This is a genomic window from Pseudomonas sp. Fl4BN1 (genome assembly GCF_009908285.1).
GTDB lineage: Bacteria > Pseudomonadota > Gammaproteobacteria > Pseudomonadales > Pseudomonadaceae > Aquipseudomonas.
In genome coordinates this window covers 1-22,839 of sequence record NZ_JAAARM010000062.1, presented here as the reverse complement: position 1 = coordinate 22,839, position 22,839 = coordinate 1, and the positions used below count along the sequence as shown (strand labels likewise).

The 22,839-nt window shown below is 64.0% G+C and carries 11 protein-coding genes and 1 pseudogene; 9 read left to right on the top strand and 3 right to left on the bottom strand.

Translation table 11 applies throughout. The features are described from left to right. The 9 genes from GV818_RS32975 to GV818_RS32935 form a co-directional block, all read left to right on the top strand. Positions 1-2,297 (top strand): type VI secretion system Vgr family protein (locus GV818_RS32975; RefSeq protein ID WP_161778657.1); only part of this gene is annotated, 2,297 nt, incomplete at its 5' end. After that, entirely contained in the window at positions 2,294-4,009 is a 1,716-nt protein-coding gene (locus GV818_RS32970) for an esterase/lipase family protein (protein WP_161778656.1), read from the top strand. The genes GV818_RS32975 and GV818_RS32970, both read left to right, overlap by 4 nt. Next, on the top strand, positions 4,006-5,157 hold the full coding sequence (locus tag GV818_RS32965) for a T6SS immunity protein Tli4 family protein (RefSeq protein WP_256679593.1): 1,152 nt from the start codon (positions 4,006-4,008) through the stop codon (positions 5,155-5,157). Before GV818_RS32970 ends, GV818_RS32965 begins: the two co-directional genes overlap by 4 nt. 168 nt (positions 5,158-5,325) lie before the next feature. After that, the gene (locus GV818_RS32960; protein ID WP_161778654.1) at positions 5,326-6,477 is read left to right on the top strand and encodes a T6SS immunity protein Tli4 family protein; all 1,152 of its coding nucleotides are present in this window, start codon (positions 5,326-5,328) and stop codon (positions 6,475-6,477) included. Between the two features lie 264 nt (positions 6,478-6,741). Then, positions 6,742-7,656: a T6SS immunity protein Tli4 family protein gene (locus GV818_RS32955; RefSeq protein WP_256679592.1), complete on the top strand. Its 915-nt coding sequence runs from the start codon at positions 6,742-6,744 to the stop codon at positions 7,654-7,656. Positions 7,657-7,955: 299 nt separating this feature from the next. Then, a complete protein-coding gene (locus GV818_RS32950; RefSeq protein WP_161778652.1) occupies positions 7,956-16,646 on the top strand; it encodes a glycoside hydrolase family 94 protein in 8,691 nt (2,896 codons plus the stop codon). A 68-nt stretch (positions 16,647-16,714) separates the two neighbouring features. Next, complete coding sequence (locus GV818_RS32945; protein WP_161778651.1) at positions 16,715-17,458, top strand: Crp/Fnr family transcriptional regulator; 744 nt, start codon at positions 16,715-16,717, stop codon at positions 17,456-17,458. Between the two features lie 85 nt (positions 17,459-17,543). After that, on the top strand, positions 17,544-18,785 hold the full coding sequence (locus tag GV818_RS32940) for an amidase family protein (protein WP_218586320.1): 1,242 nt from the start codon (positions 17,544-17,546) through the stop codon (positions 18,783-18,785). A gap of 91 nt (positions 18,786-18,876) precedes the next feature. Beyond that, positions 18,877-20,277, top strand: a complete 1,401-nt coding sequence (locus tag GV818_RS32935; RefSeq protein ID WP_161778650.1) for a flavin monoamine oxidase family protein — start codon at positions 18,877-18,879, stop codon at positions 20,275-20,277. Between the two features lie 37 nt (positions 20,278-20,314). On the opposite strand, the gene GV818_RS32930 is transcribed toward GV818_RS32935, so the two are convergent. The 3 genes and pseudogenes from GV818_RS32930 to GV818_RS32920 all read right to left on the bottom strand — a co-directional run. Next, complete coding sequence (locus GV818_RS32930; protein WP_161758995.1) at positions 20,315-21,226, bottom strand: universal stress protein; 912 nt, start codon at positions 21,224-21,226, stop codon at positions 20,315-20,317. Positions 21,227-21,317: 91 nt separating this feature from the next. After that, positions 21,318-22,391, bottom strand: coding sequence for an NAD(P)-dependent alcohol dehydrogenase (locus tag GV818_RS32925; protein WP_161758996.1), 1,074 nt, complete (start codon positions 22,389-22,391; stop codon positions 21,318-21,320). A 164-nt stretch (positions 22,392-22,555) separates the two neighbouring features. After that, positions 22,556-22,839, bottom strand: a pseudogene (locus GV818_RS32920) (MFS transporter); the annotation flags it as partial.

Below are 22,839 nucleotides of genomic sequence, written 5' to 3'. Positions count from 1 at the left end.
CCCAGGGCACCACGGGTTTTCGGCGTACCCGGTATCGCATGCTGGTCGAGCCGCAACTGGCCCGGCTTGGCCTGAGTTCCAACTGGCGTATTTTCCAACAGCAAAGCGTGCCCGAGATCCTCAAGTCAGTGCTCGACGAGCACGGCATCCTTGATTACCAAACCTACATCAACACTGAACACCAGCCCCGCGAATACTGCGTCCAGGCCGCCGACACGGACCTCTATCTGTTCGAACGCCTGTCCATCGAGGAAGGCCTGTTCTACTTTTTCAAGCACGATGCCAACACCCATACCCTGGTTCAGGGTGACAAGTTGTATGTCCAGGAGCGCATCCCGGGGGCCGCGGTGCTGTACTCCACGCAACCGGCCGGGGATGCCACGCAACCGGTGCTGTACGCGTTCAGCTACACCGAAAACGTGCGTACCGCAGAGCAGACCCAGCGCGACTACAGCTTCAAGCGCCCAGCTTTCGACCAGCAGCAGCGTCTGCTTGGCGATGACCTTGAGCATCAGGCCCAGGGTTATGAACGCTACGATTACCCGGGCCGCTACAAGACCAGCGCCGTCGGCAAACCCTTCACGCAGAACCGTCTGCTGGGCCATCGTCGCGATGCCCGGGTGGCGATGGTGCAAGGGGATGATCCGCGGCTGATTCCGGGGTTTTCCTTCCAACTGACCGGCCACCCCCGGGCCGACTTCAACCGCTGGTGGCGCTCGGTGCGCATTGTCCACAAAGGCATACAGCACGCCAGCCAGCAAGAAGAGGCGGCTGGCGCCGAAGTCGGTGTGAGTTATGACTTCAGCGCCCAGATCATTGCCGAGGACTGCGAGTGGCGCCCTGCGCCGCTGCCCAAGCCAATCATTGACGGGCCGCAGGTGGCGACCGTGGTGGGCCCGGAAGGCGAGGAAATCCATACCGATGAATTTGGCCGGGTAAAAATTCAGTTCCCCTGGGACCGCAAAGGCCAGAACAACGGCTTCAGTTCCTGCTGGGTGCGGGTCTCACAGAACTGGGCGGGGGCGGACTGGGGCCATATGGCGATCCCGCGTATTGGCCAGGAGGTGATCGTCGATTACCTGGATGGCGATTGCGACCAGCCGATCATCACCGGCCGCACCTACCGGGCCAGCCACATGCCGCCCTACCGGTTGCCGGACCACAAGATCCTCAGCACCATCAAGAGCAAGGAATACAAAGGCAGCCGGGCCAACGAACTGCGCATTGACGACACCACTAAACAGATCAGCGCGGCGCTGATGAGTGACCATGGCAGCAGTGCCTTGCACCTGGGCTACTTGACCCATCCGCGACCTGAAGGCGGAGCACCGCGCGGCGAAGGTTTTGAACTGCGCACCGACGAGCACGGCGCGTTGCGCGCGGCCAAGGGCTTGTTGCTCAGCACCGAAGAGCAATTGCAGGCCAATGGCGGGCAGCTGAACCGCGGCGTGGCGATCCAGGTGCTGGAGGCCGCGCTGCAACTGGCCAAGGGGCTGGGTGACTATGCCGAAGAGCATCAAGGCGTCGGGCACGATACCGCGCCGCAGAAAACCCTCAGCGAGGCGGTGCGTGACCTGGGGCATGGCGCCAACGACGAGTCCGACCAGAGTAACGGCGGCAACCCGGCGATTGCCCTGAGTGGCCAGGCGGGTATCGCGGCGGTGTCGCCCAAGAGCGTTACCCTGGCGGCGGGCGAGCACATCGACAGCGTGGCCCAGCAGAATCAGCAACTCACCTCGGGGCAGAAATTCGTGGTCAATGCCGGCACCGACCTGGGGCTGTTTGCCCAGAGCGGCGAGATGCGCCACATCACCCACCAGGGATTGATGCTGTTGCAGGCGCAACAGAACACTATCCGCCTGGAGGCTGACCAGAGCGTGGACGTCAGTGCGAGCAACCAGCATGTGCTGATCTCAGCCAAGGAACACATCACCCTGATGTGCGGTGGGGCTTACCTGACGCTCAAGGGCGGCAATATTGAGCTGGGCATGCCGGGCAGCTTTATCGTCAAGGCGGCTGACCATCATTTGGTCGGGCCGGCTTACGCTTCCACCACCTTCAATAGCTGGGCTTCGACCCCGTTCAATGACGCCTATGTCCTGCGTGATGAAGTCACTCTTGAGCCCCTGGCAAATACCACGGTAGAGCTGCTGCGTGGCGATGGAGGGGTCACGAAACTCACCACTGACGGGCAAGGCCGCCTGCCCAAACAGCAGGATCTGGCCATGGATCAAGTGCAGATGCGTATTTTGGCCAAGGGAAGTCGTCCCGACGACGACATGGAGTCCACTACATGAACAACGAGCCGCTCGATACCACCCAAGACGTCATTGTTCCTCGGTCTCGCGACCATCTGGGACGCCCTGTCTACAAGACCCGACTGACCCGCACTGAAGACCAACGTGAAAAGGTGCTGCTGGCGAGGCAGGCAGCACCGATTCCAGTGATCTTCATTCCAGGCACCATGGGCACCAACCTGCGCAATAAGGAAGACAAGAACAAGGTCTGGAGTCCACCGAATATCAGTTTTCGGCCCACTGATATCTTCGCCACTCTTGTAGCCTTGTTCGTCTGGTGGGGCCGCGGACCCAAGGACCGGCAGAAGCTGCTAAACGCTGAAGAAGTCGAGGTCGATGATCGTGGCTCGATTGATACGGGTTCATCCGGACTGAGCGAAGAGGCGGCGCGCACGCGTGGCTGGGGTAAGGCCATGCGTAGTTCCTACAACCCATTCATGGCGCTGATGGAGAATCGCTTGGACGGTATCGTCAGCCAGCGACAAATCCAGCCATGGTGGAATGCTGAAAGCCTGCATACACCGGCCGACTATGGCGAGGAACTGGGGCAGGCGACGGCCCTCAGCGAACATGAACTGACACAGGCGGGCAAGTATCAATTCGACGTCTGGTGCGCCGGTTACAACTGGCTTCAGTCCAATCGGCAGTCCGCCCTGGATGTGCGTGACTATATCGACAACACCGTACTCGCCCACTACCGCGAACACGGCGGTGTCAGCCCTGAGCAGGCGGACAAGATGAAGGTCATTCTGGTCACCCATTCGATGGGCGGGCTGGTGGCCCGTTGCTTGACGCAACTGCACGGTTACGAGCGGGTTCTTGGGGTGGTCCACGGCGTGCAACCCTCAATTGGCTCCTCGGTCATCTACCATCACCTGCGCTGTGGTTATGAAGGTATGGCCAGCGTGATTCTTGGGGCCAACGCCGGAGAAGTGACCGCAGTCGTGGCCAACGCCCCAGGTGCGCTGGAACTGGCGCCTAGCAACGAGTATCGGGAAGGCCGTCCCTGGTTGTTCGTCTGCGATGCACAGGGGCAAATCATCAAGGATATCGACGGGAAGCCTCGCGCCTATCCGCAGAATCAGGACCCCTACGAGGAAATCTACAAGAGTACCGCCTGGTATGGGTTGGTGCCGGAGCAGAATACTCAGTATTTGGATATGTCGGATGGAGAAGATACCGATACTGAGAAAACCCCACGATTCGAATTCGGAAAGCGGATTGATGAAGTTGCAGTGTTTCATCGTGAATTGGCTGCGTCGGGCTATCACCCTGAAACCTATGCCCACTATGCGGCTGATGACGAGCGCCATAGTTGGCGCGACATGATCTGGCAAGGCGATCCTGTTCCTCTGGAAGCACCCGGCTCCACGCTCAAGGATGATGAGACCGGCAGTTACAGCAGCTGGTTTCGCCGTGGCCTGCCCACCATCGTACCGAGGCTTGAAAGCTGGACGGTCAGCGAGGAGGACAGGTCCGGTAGTGGTGGCGATGGCACGGTACCCACCGACTCCGGGCAGGCCCACAAGAAGGCCGGGATCAAGGCCAGCTTCCGTCAGGGCGGCAAGGGTTGGGGGCAGTACAACACCGAGCAAGGCTACGAACACCAGGACAGTTACAACGACCAGCGCGCCCAATGGGCTGCGCTTTATGGCGTGATCAAGATCACTCAATTGGCTGACTGGCACCCTGGCGACAAGGGGGGCTTATGACGCGCACTAGTCGCTTGTTGACCATTCTTGGCCTAGTCGCTTTGACCAGTGTGACCAGCTGTACTTCGTTCTCATCTTCTCGGAGCCCCACCATGGACAAAACCGGATGGATTACTCATTGCTACGGACGCTTCCTGATCGATCTGCCGCCCCAGGCAGAGATCAATGTCGGGTATTACCTGTGGGGCAGCAGCATCAAAGCGCTTGACGATACTCCTACATCCTTAGCGGCCAAGGTCGATCAACGCGAGATGGAGCTGAAGAGTCAACGACATAAAAAGATACAGAGCAGCATGTTTCTTCGCCGATTAGACCTGGGTGGAGGGGCTGCGGGGCTACTGTCTTGGAGCTCTGAAGCCAGCACGGCAATGTATCGATTAGACACTTACCTCGTGTCTAAACCAGAGGGTCGGGCATATTATCGAAAAGGAGAAATATCAGTCGATAGAGAGCGTCGGGGCATTGAAATCGCTACCTCTCTAGCCCGTAACCTACGTTCTCGTGAACCCAACGAGATCCCCACCGAGCCGGGGTTCTGTATCGACCGGGCCTATATCGCGGGTGACAGTTTTCAAAGTGAGCGCTTCGGGATTGGCGTGACCTTCCCGGAACACCCCGGAGCCTTTTTGTCATTCAGATCCAGCACCGGAGCCGAACAAAATCGGTTACTGGATCGAGTGGGAGGCTTTCTGATGGGTGCGGCGAAGATGGTTGCGGGCATCGAGACCTTGCGCAAAAGAGAGCGTGGCGGTGCAGTTGCAGGCGAAGAGTATCTGCTGGCAGGCAGCGCAAAGGGGCAGCGCGCCTATACCTTCCTCTGGGAGGCCCAAGGCAAGGACAAGTCGATCAGCGAACCTCACCTCAAGGCGGAATTGAGCGTAGAGGAACGTAGTTCCGATGAACATGGCAACCCACCGGCTCCGACTTTCAAATCCGATAAAGCCGCACTGGAACTGTGGGACGCCATCATCGATTCAATTCGCCTGCGCCCGGTATCGACACCTGGACGCGACGGCAATGCTGGCACCCCCTCCCCGCCTACAGGTCCGCAACGGATGGCCAACAATCCATCGGTAGATGATGACTACGCCCTGGAAGAGTTCCTCGCTGAGCTGAAGCCTAAAGATAACTGGATGGATGATTTGTGAGTTTCTCAAGGAGAAGGGAAATGCTGCAGACGCTAGAGCGACGGTGCCTGAGCGCGAGAGTTACACACCAAGAGCGCTACCACGGCAAGCGCGCCAACGGGCCGCGTTATCTGACGTGATCAAGATCACTCAATTGGCTGACTGGCACCTGGACGACAAGGGGGGCTTATGAGCCGCGCTCGTTGCCTGCTAACGATCCTTGGTCTCATCGCCCTGAGTAGCGTTATCAGCTGTGCATCGATTTTTTCTTCTCGGAGCCCGGCCATGGACAAGAGTGGATGGGTTACCCACTGCTACGGACGCTTTCTGATCGATCTGCCGCCACAGGCAAAAATCAACGCTGGATACTACCTGTGGGGCGACAACATCAAAATGCTCGACGATAGCCCTGAGGCTCTGGTAACCAGAATCGACCAGCGTGAGAAGGAATTGAAGAGTGAACGACATAAAAAGATACAAGGGAGTATGTTTCTGCGTCGATTGGACCTTGGAGATGGTTCAACAGGGCTACTTTCCTGGAAGTCCAATGCCAGCGTAGAGATGTACTTGCTGGATACTTACGCTATTTCCACGCCGACCTGGCGCGCTTACCGCTGGAAAGGGGGTGTCACGCGAGATCGTGAGACGGCAGGCATTGAGAGTGCTACTTCCCTGGCCCGAAACCTGCGTTCTCGTGAAGCCAACGAGATCCCCACCGAACCGGGGTTCTGTATCGACCGGGCCTATATCGCGGGGGACAGCTTTCAAATGGAGGACTTCGGGATTGGCGTGACCTTCCCGGAACACCCCGGAGCCTTTTTGTCATTCAGATCCAGCACCGGAGCCGAACAAGATCGGTTACTGGATCGAGTGGGTGGCTTTCTGATGGGGGCGGCCAAGCTGGTTGCGGGCATCGAGACCCTGCGCAAAAGAGAACGTGGCGGCGCAGTTGCAGGCGAAGAGTATCTGCTGGCAGGCAGCGCAAAGGGGCAGCGCGCCTATACCTTCCTCTGGGAAGCCCAGGGCAAGGACGAGTCGATCAGCGAACCTCACCTCAAGGCGGAATTGAGCGTAGAGGAACGTAGTTCCGATGAACATGGCAACCCACCGGCTCCGACTTTCAAATCCGATAAAGCCGCACTGGAATTGTGGGACGCCATCATCGATTCAATTCGCCTGCGTCCGGTATCGGCACCTGGACGCGACGGCAATGCTGGCAGCCCCTCCCCGCCTACAGGGCCCCAACGGATGGTTAGCAGCCCATCGGTAGATGATGACTACGCCCTGGAAGAGTTCCTCGCTGAGCTGAAGCCTAAAGATAACTGGATGGATGATTTGTGAGTTTCTCAAGGAGAAGGGAAATGCTGCAGACGCTAGAGCGACGGTGCCTGAGCGCGAGAGTTACACACCAAGAGAGCCACCACGGCAAGCGCGCCAATGGGCCGCGTTATCTGACGTGATCAAGATCACTCAATTGGCTGACTGGCACCTGGACGACAAGGGGGGCTTATGAGCCGCGCTCGTTGCCTGCTAACGATCCTTGGTCTGATCGCTATGACTAGCGTGATCAGTTGCGCATCGAATTTTTCCTCTCGGAGCCCGGCCATGGACAAGAGTGGATGGATTACTCATTGCTACGGACGCTTCCTGATCGATCTACCGCCACAGTCAGAGATCAACGCTGGGTATGACTTGTGGGGCATAGATATTGAGGAGCTTGAAGATACTCCTACCTCCTTAGCGGCCAAGGTCGATCAACGCGAGATGGAGCTGAAGAATCAACGACATAAAAAAATTCAGAGCAGCATGTTTCTTCGCCGAATAGACCTTGGTGGAGGGGCTACGGGGCTACTGTCTTGGAGCTCTGAGGCCAGCACGGAAATGTATCGGTTAGACACTTACCTCGTGTCCAAACCAGAAGAGCGGACATATTACCGAAAAGGAGAAATATCAGTTGATAGAGAGCATCGCGGCATTGAAATCGCTACCTCTCTAGCCCGCAACCTACGCTCTCGCGAACCCAACGAGATCCCCACCGAGCCGGGGTTCTGTATGGACCGGGCCTATATCGCGGGAAATAGTTTTCAAAGTGAAGACTTCGGGATTGGCGTGACCTTCCCGGAACACCCTGGGGCCTTCTTGTCGTTCAGATCCAGCACCGGAGCCGAACAAGATCGGTTATTGGACCGAGTGGGGGGATTTCTGATGGGGGCGGCCAAGCTGGTTGCAGGCATCGAGACCCTGCGCAAAAGAGAGCGTGACGGTGCAGTTCCAGGCGAAGAGTATCTGCTGGCAGGCAGCACAAAGGGGCAGCGCGCCTATACCTTCCTCTGGGAGGCCCAGGGCAAGGACGAGTCGGTCAGCGAACCCCACCTCAAGGCGGAATTGAGCGTAGAGGAACGAAGCTCCGATGAACATGGCAACCCACCGGCTCCGACTTTCAAATCCGATAAAGCAGCACTGGAACTGTGGGACGCCATCATCGATTCAATTCGCCTGCGTCCGGTATCGACGCCTTAAGGCGACGGCAGTAACCGGGTGCTCAAGGCTGCAAAACCAGAGAAGCAGCCTTGAGCAAAGGCCTGGAAAGGGCTGGCCGTAAGGGCGAAACCGCCAGCCGCCGCGACCGCAGCAACGGATATGTGCCCCCTATGTGCCCCAACGCACAGACAACACCCCCGCAGCCGCGCAACCTTCACGGTTGAACATTTTTGCCTGACACGCCCGTCGCGACGGTGCATGGATTTGACCGCACGCCCCGCTCCCGGCCCTCCTTCGCACCCTGTGCCGAGGGATGGCTCTGTTATGCCAAGGAAAACATGGACAGTCATTGGACCCACGCATTCCTGAGGTTCTGGCGTCTGCCCGCCGCCAGATATGGTCAATGGAAGGCCTCGCGCAAGACCGTCGAATACGAGGCGCCGCTGCGCTCGGAATTGTTCAGCAGTGAACAGATGGCCAGCCACGGTACCCTGCTGGCGCAACAGCACCGCCTGAGCCAGAGCCGTACTCCGGACTGGCTGCTGGCTCGCCTGGCGGACAATGCCAGCGCCCTGGCCAGTTGCTGCAAGAGCCTGACCGCCGCCACCCGCACTTCACCCCGCGCCACCCCCGCCGCCGAATGGCTGCTGGATAACTACTACCTCTTGGAAGAACAGATCCGCATCACCCGCACGCACCTGCCAAGGGATTACAGCCGGCAGTTGCCGCGCCTGGCCAATGGGCAGTCGGCGGGCCTGCCACGGGTCTATGACATCGCCCTGGAAACCATTTCCCACGGCGACGGCCGGGTCGACAGCGACAGCCTGGGACGCTTCGTCGACAGCTACCAGAGCGTCACGCCACTCAAGCTCGGCGAGCTGTGGGCGATCCCGATCATGCTGCGCCTGGCCTTGATCGAGAACCTGCGCCGGGTGGCCTTTCGGGTCATGGCCAACTGGGCCGAACGCAATCTGGCCAACGACTGGGCCGATCGCTTGATGGAAACCGCCGAACAGGACGCCAAGAGCGTGGTGCTGGCAGTGGCCGACATGGCGCGCTCGGCACCGCCGATGAGTGCGTCCTTCGTCGCCGAACTGGCGCGGCGCCTGCAAGGGCAGAACGCGGCCCTGGTGCTGCCCCTGGCCTGGATCGAGCAGTTGCTGGGAGAGACCGGCCTGAACATCGAACGCCTGGTGCAGCTCGACGCCCAGCAACAGGCCGCCGATCAGGTGTCCATCAGCAACAGCATTTCCAGCCTGCGCCTGCTCTCGGCGAGCAACTGGCGCGAGTTCGTCGAGCTGATGAGCCGGGTCGAACAGGTACTGCAAGAGGACCCGGCAGGGGTCTATGCCGATATGGATTTCGCCACCCGCGACCATTACCGGCATGTGCTCGAACGCCTGGCCCGGCACTGTCCCCACAGTGAGGAACAGGTGGCCCGCCAGTGCATCGAACTGGCCCGTGCGCATTACCGGGCCGACACCCCCGAAGCCGTGGCCGGGCACGTCGGGCACTACCTGATCGGCGCCGGACGCCGCACCCTGGAGCAGCAGATCGGCGCCCGGGTGCCCCTGGCAGAGCGCGGCCGGCGCCTGCTGACCCAAGCCCCCCTGGGCTTTTTCCTGGTGCCGGTGATGCTGCTCTCAGCGCTGTTCGCCTGGCCCTTTCTCGACGCGCTGTACCAGGAGGCCGAGCCCGGCAGCTACTGGCTGGCCCTGCTGGCCGTACCCGCCCTGCTGCTCAGCAGTCGGCTGGCCATCGGCCTGATCAATGGCCTGGTGACCCTGACCGTGGCTCCGGGGATTTTGCCGCGCCTGGACTACAGCGAAGGCATTGCGCCCAGGGCCCGGACCCTGGTGGCGGTACCTTGCCTGATCGGTTGCGCGGCGGATGTCGAGGAGCTGGTGGAAGGCCTGGAAGTCCGCTTTCTGGCCAACCGCGATGCCCAGTTGTACTTCGCCCTGCTCAGCGACTTTCTCGACGCCCCCAGCGAAACCCTGGACAGCGACGCCGGCCTGCTGGTGCTGGCCCAACAACGGATCGAGGCGCTGAACCTGAAATACCCCGAAGAGGCCGTTGAGCGCTTCTACCTGCTGCACCGCCCGCGCCAGTGGAACAGCGCTGAGCACTGCTGGATGGGCCATGAGCGCAAACGCGGCAAGCTCGAAGACCTCAACGCCCTGCTGCGCGGCCGCGGCCGGGAGCGTTTTTCGCTGATCGTCGGCGATATCCAGGCGCTGCCGAGCATCACCTATGTGATCACCCTGGACAGCGACACCCAGTTGCCCCGGGACGTGGCCCAACAATGCGTGGGCGCCATGGACCACCCCCTGAACCGGCCCCAGGCGGACCCCGTCAGCGGGCGCATCGTCAGTGGCTACGGGATTCTCCAACCGCGGGTCGGCATCAGCCTGTCGAGCACCGCCCGCGCAGCCTACGCCCGGCTGTTCGCCAGCGACGCCGGGATCGATCCCTATACCCGCGCGGTGTCGGACGTCTATCAGGACCTGTTCCAGGAAGGCTCTTTCGTCGGCAAGGGCATCTATGTCGTGGACACCTTCGAACAGACCCTGGGCGGACGCTTCGCCGACAACCGGATTCTCAGCCACGACCTGATCGAGGGCTGCTACGCCCGCTCCGGACTGCTCAGCGATGTGCAGCTGTTCGAGGAATACCCCGCCCGCTACAGCGCCGACGTCAAGCGCCGCCAGCGCTGGATTCGCGGCGACTGGCAATTGCTGCCCTGGCTCCTGCCCTGGTCGCCCAAGGCAGCGGGCGGCCTGGAAAGCAATCGCCTGAGTCCCCTGGCGCGCTGGAAGATTCTCGACAACCTGCGCCGCAGCCTGGAACCCATGGCCCTGCTGGGCATGCTGTTGTGGGGCTGGCTGGGAGCCAGCCACCCCCTGGCCTGGACCCTGGCGGTGTTGATCCTGCTGTTGGTGCTGCCACTGTCGGCGGCCTTTCGCGAGCTGTTGCACAAGACCCCGGATGTACCGCTGCAACAACATCTGGCCGCGGCCCTGGGCAGTGCCGGCCAGCACTTGGCCCGGGCCCTGCTGCCCCTGGCCTGGCTGCCCTATGAAGCCGCCTACAGCCTGGACGCCATAGGCCGCGCCCTGTGGCGCATGGGCATCAGCAAACAGCACCGGCTGCAATGGCAGCCGTCCCGGGAAGCCGAACGCGGTCCTGATGACAGCCTGCTCCAACTTTACCGGCGCATGTCGATCGGCCCGCTCCTGGCCCTGTTGCTGATGGGGCTGCTCGGGCCGCGGCCACAACTGCTGATGGCCGCACCGTTCCTTCTCGCCTGGCTGGCCGGCCCGGCCCTGGCCTGGTGGCTGAGCCGGCCCGCGACCCAGGTCGAGTTCGTGCCGTCCAGCAGCCAACGGCGCTTCCTGCAGAGCCTGGCTCGACGCACCTGGGCCTTTTTCGACCAGTACGTCGGGCCCCAGGACAACTGGCTGGCCCCGGACAACCTGCAGGAGCAGCCCCAGCATCGGGTGGCCCATCGCACCTCGCCGACCAACCTCGGCCTGGCCCTGCTGGCGCATCTGGCAGCCCATGACTTCGGCTACCTGAGCAGCCGCCGGCTGTTGCAGCGCCTGGAGCAGATGCTGGCCAGCATGGGCCGGCTGGAGCGCTATCGCGGGCACTTCTACAACTGGTACGACACCCAGAGCCTGCAACCTTTGCCGCCGCGCTATGTGTCCACCGTGGACAGCGGCAACCTGGCGGGCATGCTGCTGACCCTGCGTCCCGGGCTGCTGGCCCTGGTGGAGACAGCGCCAGCGCTGCTGCAAATCGCCAACGGCCTGCTGGACAGCCTCGATGTCTACCAGGACGCCCTGACGGCCGCCGCCCAGGACACCGCGCCAGTACTGCGCTGGCGCCTGGAAACACGAGCCGTGCATGAACACCTGAGCCTGCATGCCGATGCCGGCGCCGGCGGTTTGCTGGGGCTGCTGCAACGGATCGCCGAGGGCACCGCCGAGGCGCAGGCCGAGGCCTCCGACGATGTTGCCTTCTGGCGCGAGGCCCTGGCCGCGCAATGCCGCGACCTGCACGACGAGCTGCAATGGCGCACCCTGCCGCCGATGGCCGATGGTCGCCGGCTCGGCGTCCTCAGCTGGCGCCAGTTGGCGCAACTGGACCCCGCGCACTGGCTGGCGATGCACCGTCAACGAATCGCAACCCTGCAGGAACTGGCACTGGAGCGCATCGCCTGCGTGAACCAGTTGCTCGAAGGCGTGGTCGGCATGACGCAGATGGACTTCGGCTTTCTCTACGACAACCGCCGTCATCTGCTGGTGATCGGCTACAACGCCGATGAAAGACGCCTGGATGCCGGGTACTACGACCTGCTGGCCTCGGAAGTGCGCCTGACCCACTACGTCGCCATCGCCCAGGGACAACTGCCCCAGGAAAGCTGGTTCGCCCTCGGCCGCCTGCTCACCAGCAGCGCCGGCACCCCGGTGCTGCTGTCCTGGACCGGCTCGATGTTCGAGTACCTGATGCCGATGCTGGTGATGCCCAGCTACCAGGGCACCCTGCTGGACCAGACCTGCCGCGCCGCCGTGGCCTTGCAGATCGAGCACGGCCAGCAGTTGGGCCTGCCCTGGGGCGTATCCGAGTCGGGCTACAACACCCTCGACAGCCAGTTCAACTACCAGTACCGGGCATTCGGCGTGCCGGGCCTGGGGCTCAAGCGTGGCCTCGGTGCGGAACGGGTGGTGGCGCCCTATGCCAGCGTCCTGGCGCTGATGGTGGCGCCACAGGCCGCCTGCCAGAACCTGCAACGCCTGGCGCAACTGGGCCTGGCTGGACGCTTCGGCCTCTATGAAGCCGTCGACTACACCGAATCGCGCCTGCCTCGCGGCCAGAACCACGTGCTGGTGCAATCGTTCATGGCCCACCACCAGGGCATGAGCCTGCTGGCCCTGGCCTGGCTACTGCTGGACCAGCCGATGCAACGGCGCTTCGAATCCGATCCGCAGTTCCAGGCCATCGCCCTGCTGCTGCAAGAACGGGTGCCGAAAACCGCGGCCCAGTACCTGCACGCCGCCGGTGCTCCAGCGGCCGACGAGGCCGCCCGGGCCCACGAAAACAAACTGCGGGTGTTCGCCGACCCGGACCGCAAGCGCCCGGCGGTGCAACTGCTTTCCAACGGCCATTACCACGTCATGCTCAGCAGTGCCGGCGGTGGCTACAGCCGCTGCAACGAGCTGGCGGTGACCCGCTGGCACGAAGACCCGACCCGCGATCACTGGGGCCAGTTCTGCTACCTGCGGGACGTCGCCAGCGGCGACTTCTGGTCCGCCGCCTACCAGCCGACCCGGCACCGCCCGGAAAGCTTCGAAGCGATCTTCACCGATGCCCGGGCCGAGTTCCGGGTGCGCGAGCGGGACTTCGACAGCCACACGGAAATTGTCGTGTCCCCCGAAGACCCGATCGAACTGCGCCGCCTGCATATCAGCAACCGTGCCCGGGTACGCCGCAGCATCGAGCTCACCAGCTACGCCGAAGTGGTCCTGGCCCCGGCCCAGAGCGATGCCGCTCACCCGGCCTTCAGCAACCTGTTCATCGAGACCGAGCTGCTGCTGCCGTTGCAGGCCATCGTCTGCAGCCGCCGACCCCGCGCCCAGGAACAGCCGGTGCCCTGGATGTGCCACTTGCTGGCGGCCCACGGCGTCGACATCGACGCGATTTCCTACGAAACCGACCGTGCGCGCTTCATCGGCCGTGGCCGCGATCTCGCCGCGCCCCTGGCCCTGGACCCGCAGATCGAGCGGCTCTCGGGGACGGCCGGACCGGTGCTGGATCCGATCGTGGCGATCCGTTGCCGGATCACCCTCGATCCCGGCCAGAGCGCCACCATCGACCTGGTCACCGGGGTCGGCGACAGCCGCGAACAGTGCCTGCAACTGATCCACAAATACCGCGACCGACACTTGGCAGACCGGGTCTTCGACCTGGCCTGGACCCACAGCCAGGTGCTGTTGCGCCAACTCAACGCCTCTCTGGCAGAAGCCCGGCTGTTCCAACAGATGGCCGCATCGTTGCTCTACGCCAACGCCACCCTGCGCGCCGATAGCAGCCTGCTGCTGGCCAACCGGCGCAGCCAGTCGGGGCTCTGGGGCCAGGGCATTTCCGGCGATCTGCCGATCGTCCTGCTGCAAGTCGGCGACCTGGCCAACATCACGCTGGTGCAGCAGTTGATCAAGGCCCACGCCTACTGGCGGCAGAAAGGCCTGGCGGTGGACCTGGTGATCTGGAACGAGGATCAGATCGGCTACCGCCAGCAACTCCAGGACCTGATCATGGGCCTGGTGACTTCCGGCAGCGAGGCGAGCCTGATCGATCGTTCGGGCGGCATCTTCGTGCGCCCGGCCCAGCAACTGTCCAGCGAAGACCGTACGCTGATGCTGGCGGTGGCGCGGCTGGTGATCAGTGACAGTCGCGGCAGCCTCGCCGAGCAGGTCCATCGGCGTCGTGCCGATCCGTCGCTGCCACGTCTGGAAGCGCCTCTGGTGCGCCTGCCGCAGCCCGCCATCAGTGCTGCGCCCGCACCGCTGCCGGAGCTGATTCTGCAGACGCCTTATGGCGGTTTCAGCAGCGACGGCCGCGAATACCTGATCACCCTCAACCCCGGACAGCCGACCCCGGCACCCTGGGCCAACGTCCTCGCCAACCCGCTGTTCGGCACAGTGATCTCGGAAAGCGGCAGCGCCTACACCTGGCGCGAAAACGCCCACGAATACCGCCTCAGCCCATGGCACGACGACCCGGTCAGCGACCCCAGCGGCGAGGCCCTGTACCTGCGTGACGAAGATAGCGGCCAGGTCTGGTCGCCGACTCCGCAGCCCTGCCCCGGCAGCGGCAGCTACCGCACGCGCCACGGCTTCGGCTACAGCGTCTTTGAGCATGAGGAGAACGGCATCCACAGCGAACTCACGGTGTATGTGGCGCTGGAAGCGCCGATCAAGTTCTCGCGGCTGAAGATCTGCAACCGCAGCGGCCGGCCGCGGCGGCTGTCGGTGACCTGCTACGTGGAATGGGTGCTGGGGGAGTTGCGCAGTCGCTCGGCCATGCACGTGGTCACCGAAAGCGATCCGGTCAGCGGTGCGCTGTTCGCTCGCAACCCCTACAACATGGAGTTCTGCGGGCACGTGGCGTTTCTCGACACCGATTCCCAGGTGCGCAGCTTCAGCGGCGACCGCAGCGAATTCCTCGGCCGCAACGGCAGCCTTGCGGCCCCCGCAGCACTGACCCGAGGGCGCTTGTCCGGACGCTCCGGCGCCGGTTTCGACCCGTGCGCGGCGATGCAGGTCGGCCTGGAGCTGGCGGACGGCCAGAGCCAGGAGGTGCTGTTTCGCCTGGGCGCCGAAGTCGATGCCAAGGCCGCTACGAGGCGGGTCCTGCAATACCGTGGCACGCAGATGGCGCAGACCGAGCTTGAAGCGGTGCACCGGCATTGGCAGCGCAGCCTCGGCACGGTGCAGATACGCACGCCGGAGCCGGCCGTCGACGTGCTGGCCAACGGCTGGCTGATGTACCAGACCATTGCCTGTCGCTTCTGGGCCCGCAGCGGCTACTACCAGTCCGGTGGCGCCATCGGCTTTCGCGACCAGTTGCAGGACAGCATGGCGATGATCCACGCCGAGCCGGCCCTGGCCCGCGAGCACCTGTTGCTTTGCGCCGCCCATCAGTACCCCGAAGGCGACGTCCAGCACTGGTGGCACCCGCCGCAGAATCGCGGGGTGCGCACCGGCTGCTCCGACGACTTCCTCTGGCTGCCCCTGGCCACCAGCCGCTATGTGCAGATCACCGGCGACCGCAGCGTGCTGGCGGTCGAGGTGGATTACCTGGAAGGCCGCCCGCTCAACCCCGGGGAAGAGTCCTACTACGACCTGCCCCAGGCTTGCGCGCTGCGCGAAAGCCTCTACCAGCACTGCCGGCGCGCCATCGAGCACGGCAGCCGGCGCGGCGTCCACGGCTTGCCGCTGATGGGCACCGGGGACTGGAACGATGGCATGAACCGGGTCGGGGAACGGGGCCAGGGCGAAAGCGTGTGGCTGGGCTTCTTCAGCCATGAGGTACTGCAACGCTTTGCCCTCACCGCCGAACAGCACAACGACCCGGACTTTGCCCGGGAGTGTCGGGATCAGGCCCTGGCCCTGCGGGCCGCCCTCGACACCCACGGCTGGGACGGGCAGTGGTACCGCCGCGCCTGGTTCGACGACGGCCAGGCCCTGGGCACCGCGAGCAACCTGGAGTGCCGCATCGACGCCATCGCCCAGAGCTGGTCGGTGCTGTCCGCTGCCGCCAGCGACGCGCGCCAACACCAGGCCATGCAGTCCCTGGACCAGTACCTGGTACGCCGGGACAGCGGCGTGGTGCTGCTGCTGGACCCACCGTTCGCCCACAGCCCCCTGGACCCCGGCTACATCAAGGGCTACGTGCCCGGGGTACGGGAGAACGGCGGCCAGTACACCCACGCGGCGGTCTGGGCCAGCATGGCCTTTGCCCGCTTGGGGGACAGTGCCCGGGCCTGGGAACTGCTGCGCATGATCAACCCGGTAAACCGGCGCAGCGCCGAACAGGTCGCCACCTACCGGGTCGAACCCTATGTGATGGCCGCCGACGTCTATGGCGTGCCCCCCCACACCGGGCGCGGCGGCTGGAGCTGGTACACCGGCTCGGCGGGCTGGATGTACCGGCTGATCGTCGAGTCGCTGCTGGGGCTGCGCCGTGAAGGCGACAGCCTGTACATCGAGCCGGTGATCCCGGCGCACTGGCCGGGTTACACCCTGGACTATCGCTTCGGTGCCACGCTGTACGGTATCGAAGTCCGCCAGAACCCCGGCGCAACCCTCAGCCTGAGCCTGGACGACCGGCCCCTGGTGGGGCTGGCGGTGCCGCTGCTGGATGACGGCAACCCGCACCGGGTGTTGCTCACCTGGCCCGGGACCGCCATGCCCGCCGGGACCAGGCATTCCCAGGCCGCGGCCATCACTGAGTCAGCGCCATGAAGGACTCCGGGCACAGCCCTGGACTACCCTGAGTGGGCGCTGACGCCTTGCTATCCGGTGGTTATGACATGTTCGAAAACCTTGGGCTCGGGCCCAATCACCTGCTCAATGCACTGCCGGTCGAAGTGCAGGAGCGCCTGCTGCCTCACCTCAAGCCGGTGGCCCTGCCCCTCGGCCAGGTGCTCTACGAATCCGGGGATGTACCAGGCCACGTCTACTTCCCCACGGACGCAGTGGTGTCGCTGCTGTACCTGATGGAGAACGGCGCTTCGGCGGAAATCGCTGTGGTCGGCAACGAGGGGCTGGTGGGCGTGGCCCTGGTCATGGGCGGCGAAAGCACCACCAGCCGGGCCATCGTGCAGAGTGCCGGGCATGCCTTGCGCCTGCCCGGCCAGCGCCTCAAGGAGGAGTTCAACCGCCACGGCGAAATGCTCTTGCTGATGCTGCGCTACACCCAGTCGCTGATCACCCAGATGGCCCAGACTGCGGTGTGCAACCGTCACCACTCCATCGACCAGCAACTGTGCCGCTGGCTCTTGCTGTCCCTGGACCGCCTGCCGGGCAACCAGCTGATCATGACCCAGGAGCTGATCGCCAACATGCTCGGGGTACGCCGCGAGGGGGTCACCGAGGCCGCAGGCAAGCTGCAACGCCAGGGCATCATCGAGTACAGCCGCGGGCGCATCAACGTGCTCGACCGACCGCGCCTGGAACAGCACAGCTGCGAGTGCTACGCGGTGGTGCGCAATGAAACCGCGCGGCTGCTGCCGTACCTGCCCATGGCAAATCAGGCGCAAAAGCCGCCGGACTGAAATTTCCTGATAGAAACCTCGCGCCAGAGGCGGAGAATCCTCGGCAGATTCCGCGCATGCCCGGCGCTGCGCCAGGCCTGTGCAGGTGCCCTTCTCTCCAGCCATGGCCAAGTACATGACGCCCGATACCTTTACTGACAGTGGCGCCTTCGTCACTCGCCAGACCTTTGCCCCTTACACCGAGGGCCCGCTCTCGGGGCTCACGTTCGCGGTCAAGGACAACATCGACCTCAAGGGCCTGACCTGCTCCTATGGCAGCCCAGCCTGGGGCGCCGCACACCCGCCGGCGAGCCACCACGCCTTGTGTGTCGAGCAGTTGCTCAGCGCCGGGGCCACTTGCCTGGGCAGTACCGTCAGCGACGAGTTCACCTACAGCCTGCAAGGGGAAAACCCCTTCTTCGGTACGCCGCTCAACCCCAAGGCCCCGGGACACATACCCGGCGGTTCGTCCAGCGGCTCGGCCTCGGCAGTGGCCTGCGGCCTGGTGGATTTCGCCCTGGGCACCGATTGCGCAGGCTCGGTGCGAGTGCCGGCAAGCTTCTGCGGGGTCTGGGGCATGCGCCCGACTGCGCAGCGCATCTCTGCCGCCGGCGTACTGCCCTCGGTGCCCAGCGTCAGCACCGTGGGAGTCCTGGCCAATAGCCTCGATAGCCTGAGCCGGGTCATGCCGGTGCTGCTGAGCAGTCCTGATGCGCAACCCCAGGCCATCGGCACGCTGTATGTGCTGGAGGACGCCATGACGCTGGCCGACCCGGCAATCCAGGCGCTGCTGCGCGAACAGTTGCAGGCGCTGCAGCACCGTCTGCCCATCAATATCCAGCCGCTGACTTTCGCGCAGTTGGTCAAGGGCGACTGGGACTTGAAGGCTTGCAATGAACAAGCGCTGCGCCTGCTGCAGAGCGCCGAAACCGGCAACGCCATCGGTCATTGGCTTAACGTTTTCCAGCCTCAATGCAGCCCTGGTTTCCAGGCCGCCTTCGCCAATGTCCAACAGCTCGATCGCAGCCGGATCAACCTCGCACTGCAACACTGCGAGCAGTTGTTTGCCGCGGTCAGGGCCTTTACCGGCCCCGGCGATCTGTTCTGCTTTCCCACGGTGCCGCTGCTGCCACCGGGCAAAGGCCAGTTGCAGGATCCGCAGGCGATCATGGACTTCTACGACCGCTGCATGGCCGTCAGTTGCTTTGCCGGGGTCGCGCGACTGCCGGAGATTTCCATTCCGCTGGGCCAGGTCGAGGGCCTGCCGGTGGGCCTGTCCCTGGTTGCCGGGCACTACCAGGATCTGTTCCTGCTGGCCGCGGCCCGCGCATTGTTCGCCGCCGCTTGAAACCCACGGTTTGTCCATGACAGGCCTTCGAGGCAGACGCTACTCTGGGCGCCTGCCGCTGATTCTCTCCTGACCCACAAGAGCACCGCAGATGTCTTCAGATCCTTTCGCAACATCCCGCCGCTTGCTGCCGGTGGCCTGCCCTGCCCCCTTGGAAGCAGTGCCCGGCGCAGTCACCCGGGTCCTGGTCGTGGGGGCCGGTTTCGCCGGCCTCGCCGCCGCCAACGCCTTGATGACCGCCGGGATCGAGGTGCTGGTAGTGGAGGCTCGCCCACGCATCGGCGGCCGCACCCAGACCCTGGCCCTGGGCAACACCCGGGTGGATGCCGGCGGTTCGTGGATTCACGACCCTGAAGGCAATCCCCTGAGCGAGCTGGCCCGATTCATGGGCCTGGGCACCCGTGAATTCTCCATCGCCGAGCTGTATGCCGGCATGGCCCTGATCGATCCGCAGGGGCAACCCCTGCCCCCGGCGCGGCGCGCGCAGATCCTGGAATTGGCCGACAGCATCGAGGCCGAACTAATGGAGGATGCCGCTCAGTACCCGGCCGACCTGTCCCTGGAGCAATGGCTGGAGCAACGCCTGCAGGGCATTGCCGATCCTGTTCTGCGGGACTGGGTGCACTTCGTGATCAAGACTGGATTGCAAGCCGATCTGGCGGCCCCCGCCCGGGACATTGCCCTGCTCAACTACAGCCTGGAGTGCGACTACGAGGGCGCGGACCGCTGCATCAGCGGCGGTTACCTGAACCTGCTCGCGGGCCTGGCCGAGGGCCTGCCCATCAGCACCGACTGGCCCGTGGCAAAGATCAGCAGCGACGCCCATGGGGTGACCCTGGAATGCGCCGACGGGCGCCGCGAGTCTGGCTCCCATGTGCTGCTGAGCGTGCCCCTGGGGGTGCTCAAGGCCGAGGCCATCGAGTTTTCACCCGCCTTGCCTGCAGATAAATTGACGGCCATTCAACGCCTGGGGTTCGGCGCCTTCGAAAAGCTCTTGCTGAGCTTCGACCAGCCGTTCTGGTCCACTGAGGAAGGTGCTTGCAGTGGGCTGCTGATCAAGGACCAGCCGGTCTTCCCCTACTGGATCGACCTGTCGCCCCTGACTGGCACCCCGACCCTGGCCGCTCACGTGTCGGGGCCTCCGGCCCGGGAATTGGCCAAGCTGGATGATCCGGCTGCCCTGGCCCTGGCTCTGGAAGTGCTGGCCACGGCCTGCGGCGGTCCGCTGCCGACACCCACCGCAGTGCACCGTACCAACTGGTTGAGTGATCCCTACAGCCGTGGCGCCTACCTGCACCTGACGCCACAGGCTACGGTGCAGGACATCGCCGAATTGGCTGCGCCCTGGGGCCGGGTGCTGCTGGCGGGAGAAGCCACCTCAAGCGAACGTTTCGGTTATGTCGATGGCGCCTATTGCTCCGGCCTGCGTGAAGCGGCCCGGCTGCTGCCGGGGGTCGAACTGGCGGTATCGATCGCCGAACCCGGGCGCTGACCCGGGCGCCGCATCAGCCCCCGGGCCGGCGTCGGTTTCAGGCCTCGCCCCCTGACTTGACCGCCAGGATACTGCCCGGCATCGAGTACAGGGCGCGCTCGGTGGTGCTGCCGATCAGCCGGCCAAAGCCGGTGCGATGCACGGTGCCCATGACCACCACATCCACCAGGTACTCGTCGACGAACTGGGCGATACCTGGCACCGGCGGCCCCATGATGAAGTGACGAAACTCCTGGGGCACGTTGTACGCATCCCCCAAACGCTCGAACTCCTTGTGCAAGGAATCGCGCAACTCGTCCAGGCAATTGACGCTCCAGGCGGTGGACGCCACCGGCGCCACACCGTCGAGCATGGGCGTCAGGTCATAGGCGTACAGCAGGTGCAGCTGTGCATCACATTGCAGGGCCAGGGCGTTGGCGGTCTGGATGATCAGCGCGTTGAGGCCGCTGATCTGGGTGTCGGACTGGGCCGGGTCGACTGCCGCGACGATGCGCCGTGGCAGTTTGTGCGGAGCGTCGTTGACCAGGTGCACCGGCACCGGCGCGTCGCGCAGCAGGTGGCAATCCAGCGGGGTGACAAAGACCCGCTTGAGGGCCGATTCCAGGGTCACGTCCTTGATTAGCAGGTCAGGCTGGAACTCCGCGATGTACTGCAGCATGTCCTTGAGCACCTGAGTGCTCCAGACCACCTGGGTGGTGACCTCCACGCCCTGCTCGCGCATCCATTGCGCCTCTACCTCCAGCCAGCGTTCATGACGCTTCAGGTAGGCCTCGCGCTCGCTGTCCTCCAGGTGCTCTTCCCACAGGTAGGTACGGGCCGGGGGCTCGACGAACACCAGCGCATGCAGGGCCGCGCCGCTGGCCTGGGCCAGGGCAGCGGCGCGGCGCGCGGCAGGAGACTGATGCTGTTGGGGATCGGCGATCAGCAATAGACGCTGGTACTGGCTCATGGTGCACCTCCTTGGACGTTGATTGACCTTGAGTGTCGAGCCTAGCGGGCCCGGGCGCCTTGATATGCATCAAAGGCGCCCGGCTCGCGGATCAAGGCGTCACGGCAATCTTCATCACCCCGTCGCGCTGGCTGGCGAACAACTCGTAGGCGGCCTCGATGTCGTCGAGTTTGAAACGGTGGGTCACCAACGGCTTGAGATCGACCTGGCCGCTGGCGACCACTTCCATCAAGCGCCGCATGCGCTCCTTGCCGCCCGGGCACAGGGTGCTGAGGATGCTCAGGTCGCCGAGGCCGGCAGCGTAGGCATCCAGGGGGATACGCAAATCAGTGGAATACACCCCCAGGCTCGACAGCTTGCCGCCCGGCCGCAGGACCCGCAGTGCCGACTCGAAGGTGCCCTGGGTGCCCAGGGCCTCGATCGACACATCGACCCCACGGCCGTCGGTCAGGGCCATGATCTGTTCCACTACGTTGCCCTGCTTGAAGTCCACCACATGGGTAGCGCCCAGTTCGCGAGCGACGCTCATGCGCGCCGCGACCGTGTCGACGCCGATGATCGTGGTAGCGCCCTTGAGCCGGGCCCCGGCCACCGCGCACAGGCCAATCGGCCCCAGGGCAAACACCGCCACGGTGTCGCCAATCGCCACTTCGGCGCGCTCGGCACCGGAGAAGCCGGTGGACATGATGTCCGGGCACATCAGCACTTCTTCGTCGCTAAGGCCGTCGGGGATCGGGCACAGGTTGGCCAGGGCATCCGGTACGCGCACGTACTCGGCCTGGCAGCCGTCGATGGTGTTGCCGAACTTCCAGCCGCCGCTGGCCTTGAAGCCGTGGCGGGTGTCGGGGCCGTCCTGGGAGCCGCAGCCACACAGGCAGGCATAGCTCTGGCCGCTGGGGGTGATGGCCCCGGCGATTACCCGCTGGCCTTCATGAAAACCACGGACCTGGGAGCCCAGGCGCTCGATGATGCCTACCGGCTCGTGGCCGATGGTCAGGCCCTTGGCCACCGGGTATTCACCGCGGAGGATGTGCACATCGGTGCCGCAGATGGTGGTGGTGGTAATGCGTACCAGGGCGTCCTGTGGACCGATTTCGGGGATGTCCTTGTCTTCCAGCACAATGCGGTTCTTTTCCACGAATACCGCTGCTTTCATCTTGGCCATGTTGCCGATCTCCATTGCCGGGAAGGGGTCTGCGCCACTGCACAGCTCAGCTGACAGGCTGCGCGGATACCCCGGGGGAAGGCTTGATCATGGTCAAACAATGCAACCTTCAGGGGCAATGGGCCGACCATAGGTCGGAAAGCCCCAAGGCTCTGGGTCGGCCATTAGCCAGCATTGCGCGCCCGGACCAGGCTCAACAGCAGCGCCACCGCGCCGCACAGGATCAGGCTCGGCCCCAGGGCCTGGCCCCAGCCCACCAGCAGCAAGCCCGCGCCAATCAGCAGGTAATAGAACAGGCCGAACAACGCCCCCGCACTGCCCAGGCGGTCGCTGTAGGCCACCAGCGCCGAGCCGAGGATGTTCGGAATCGCCAGGCCAAAACCCAGCACCACGGCGAACATCGGCGCCACCAGCCACAGGCTGTGGCGCAGCCCCAGAACCCCCACCC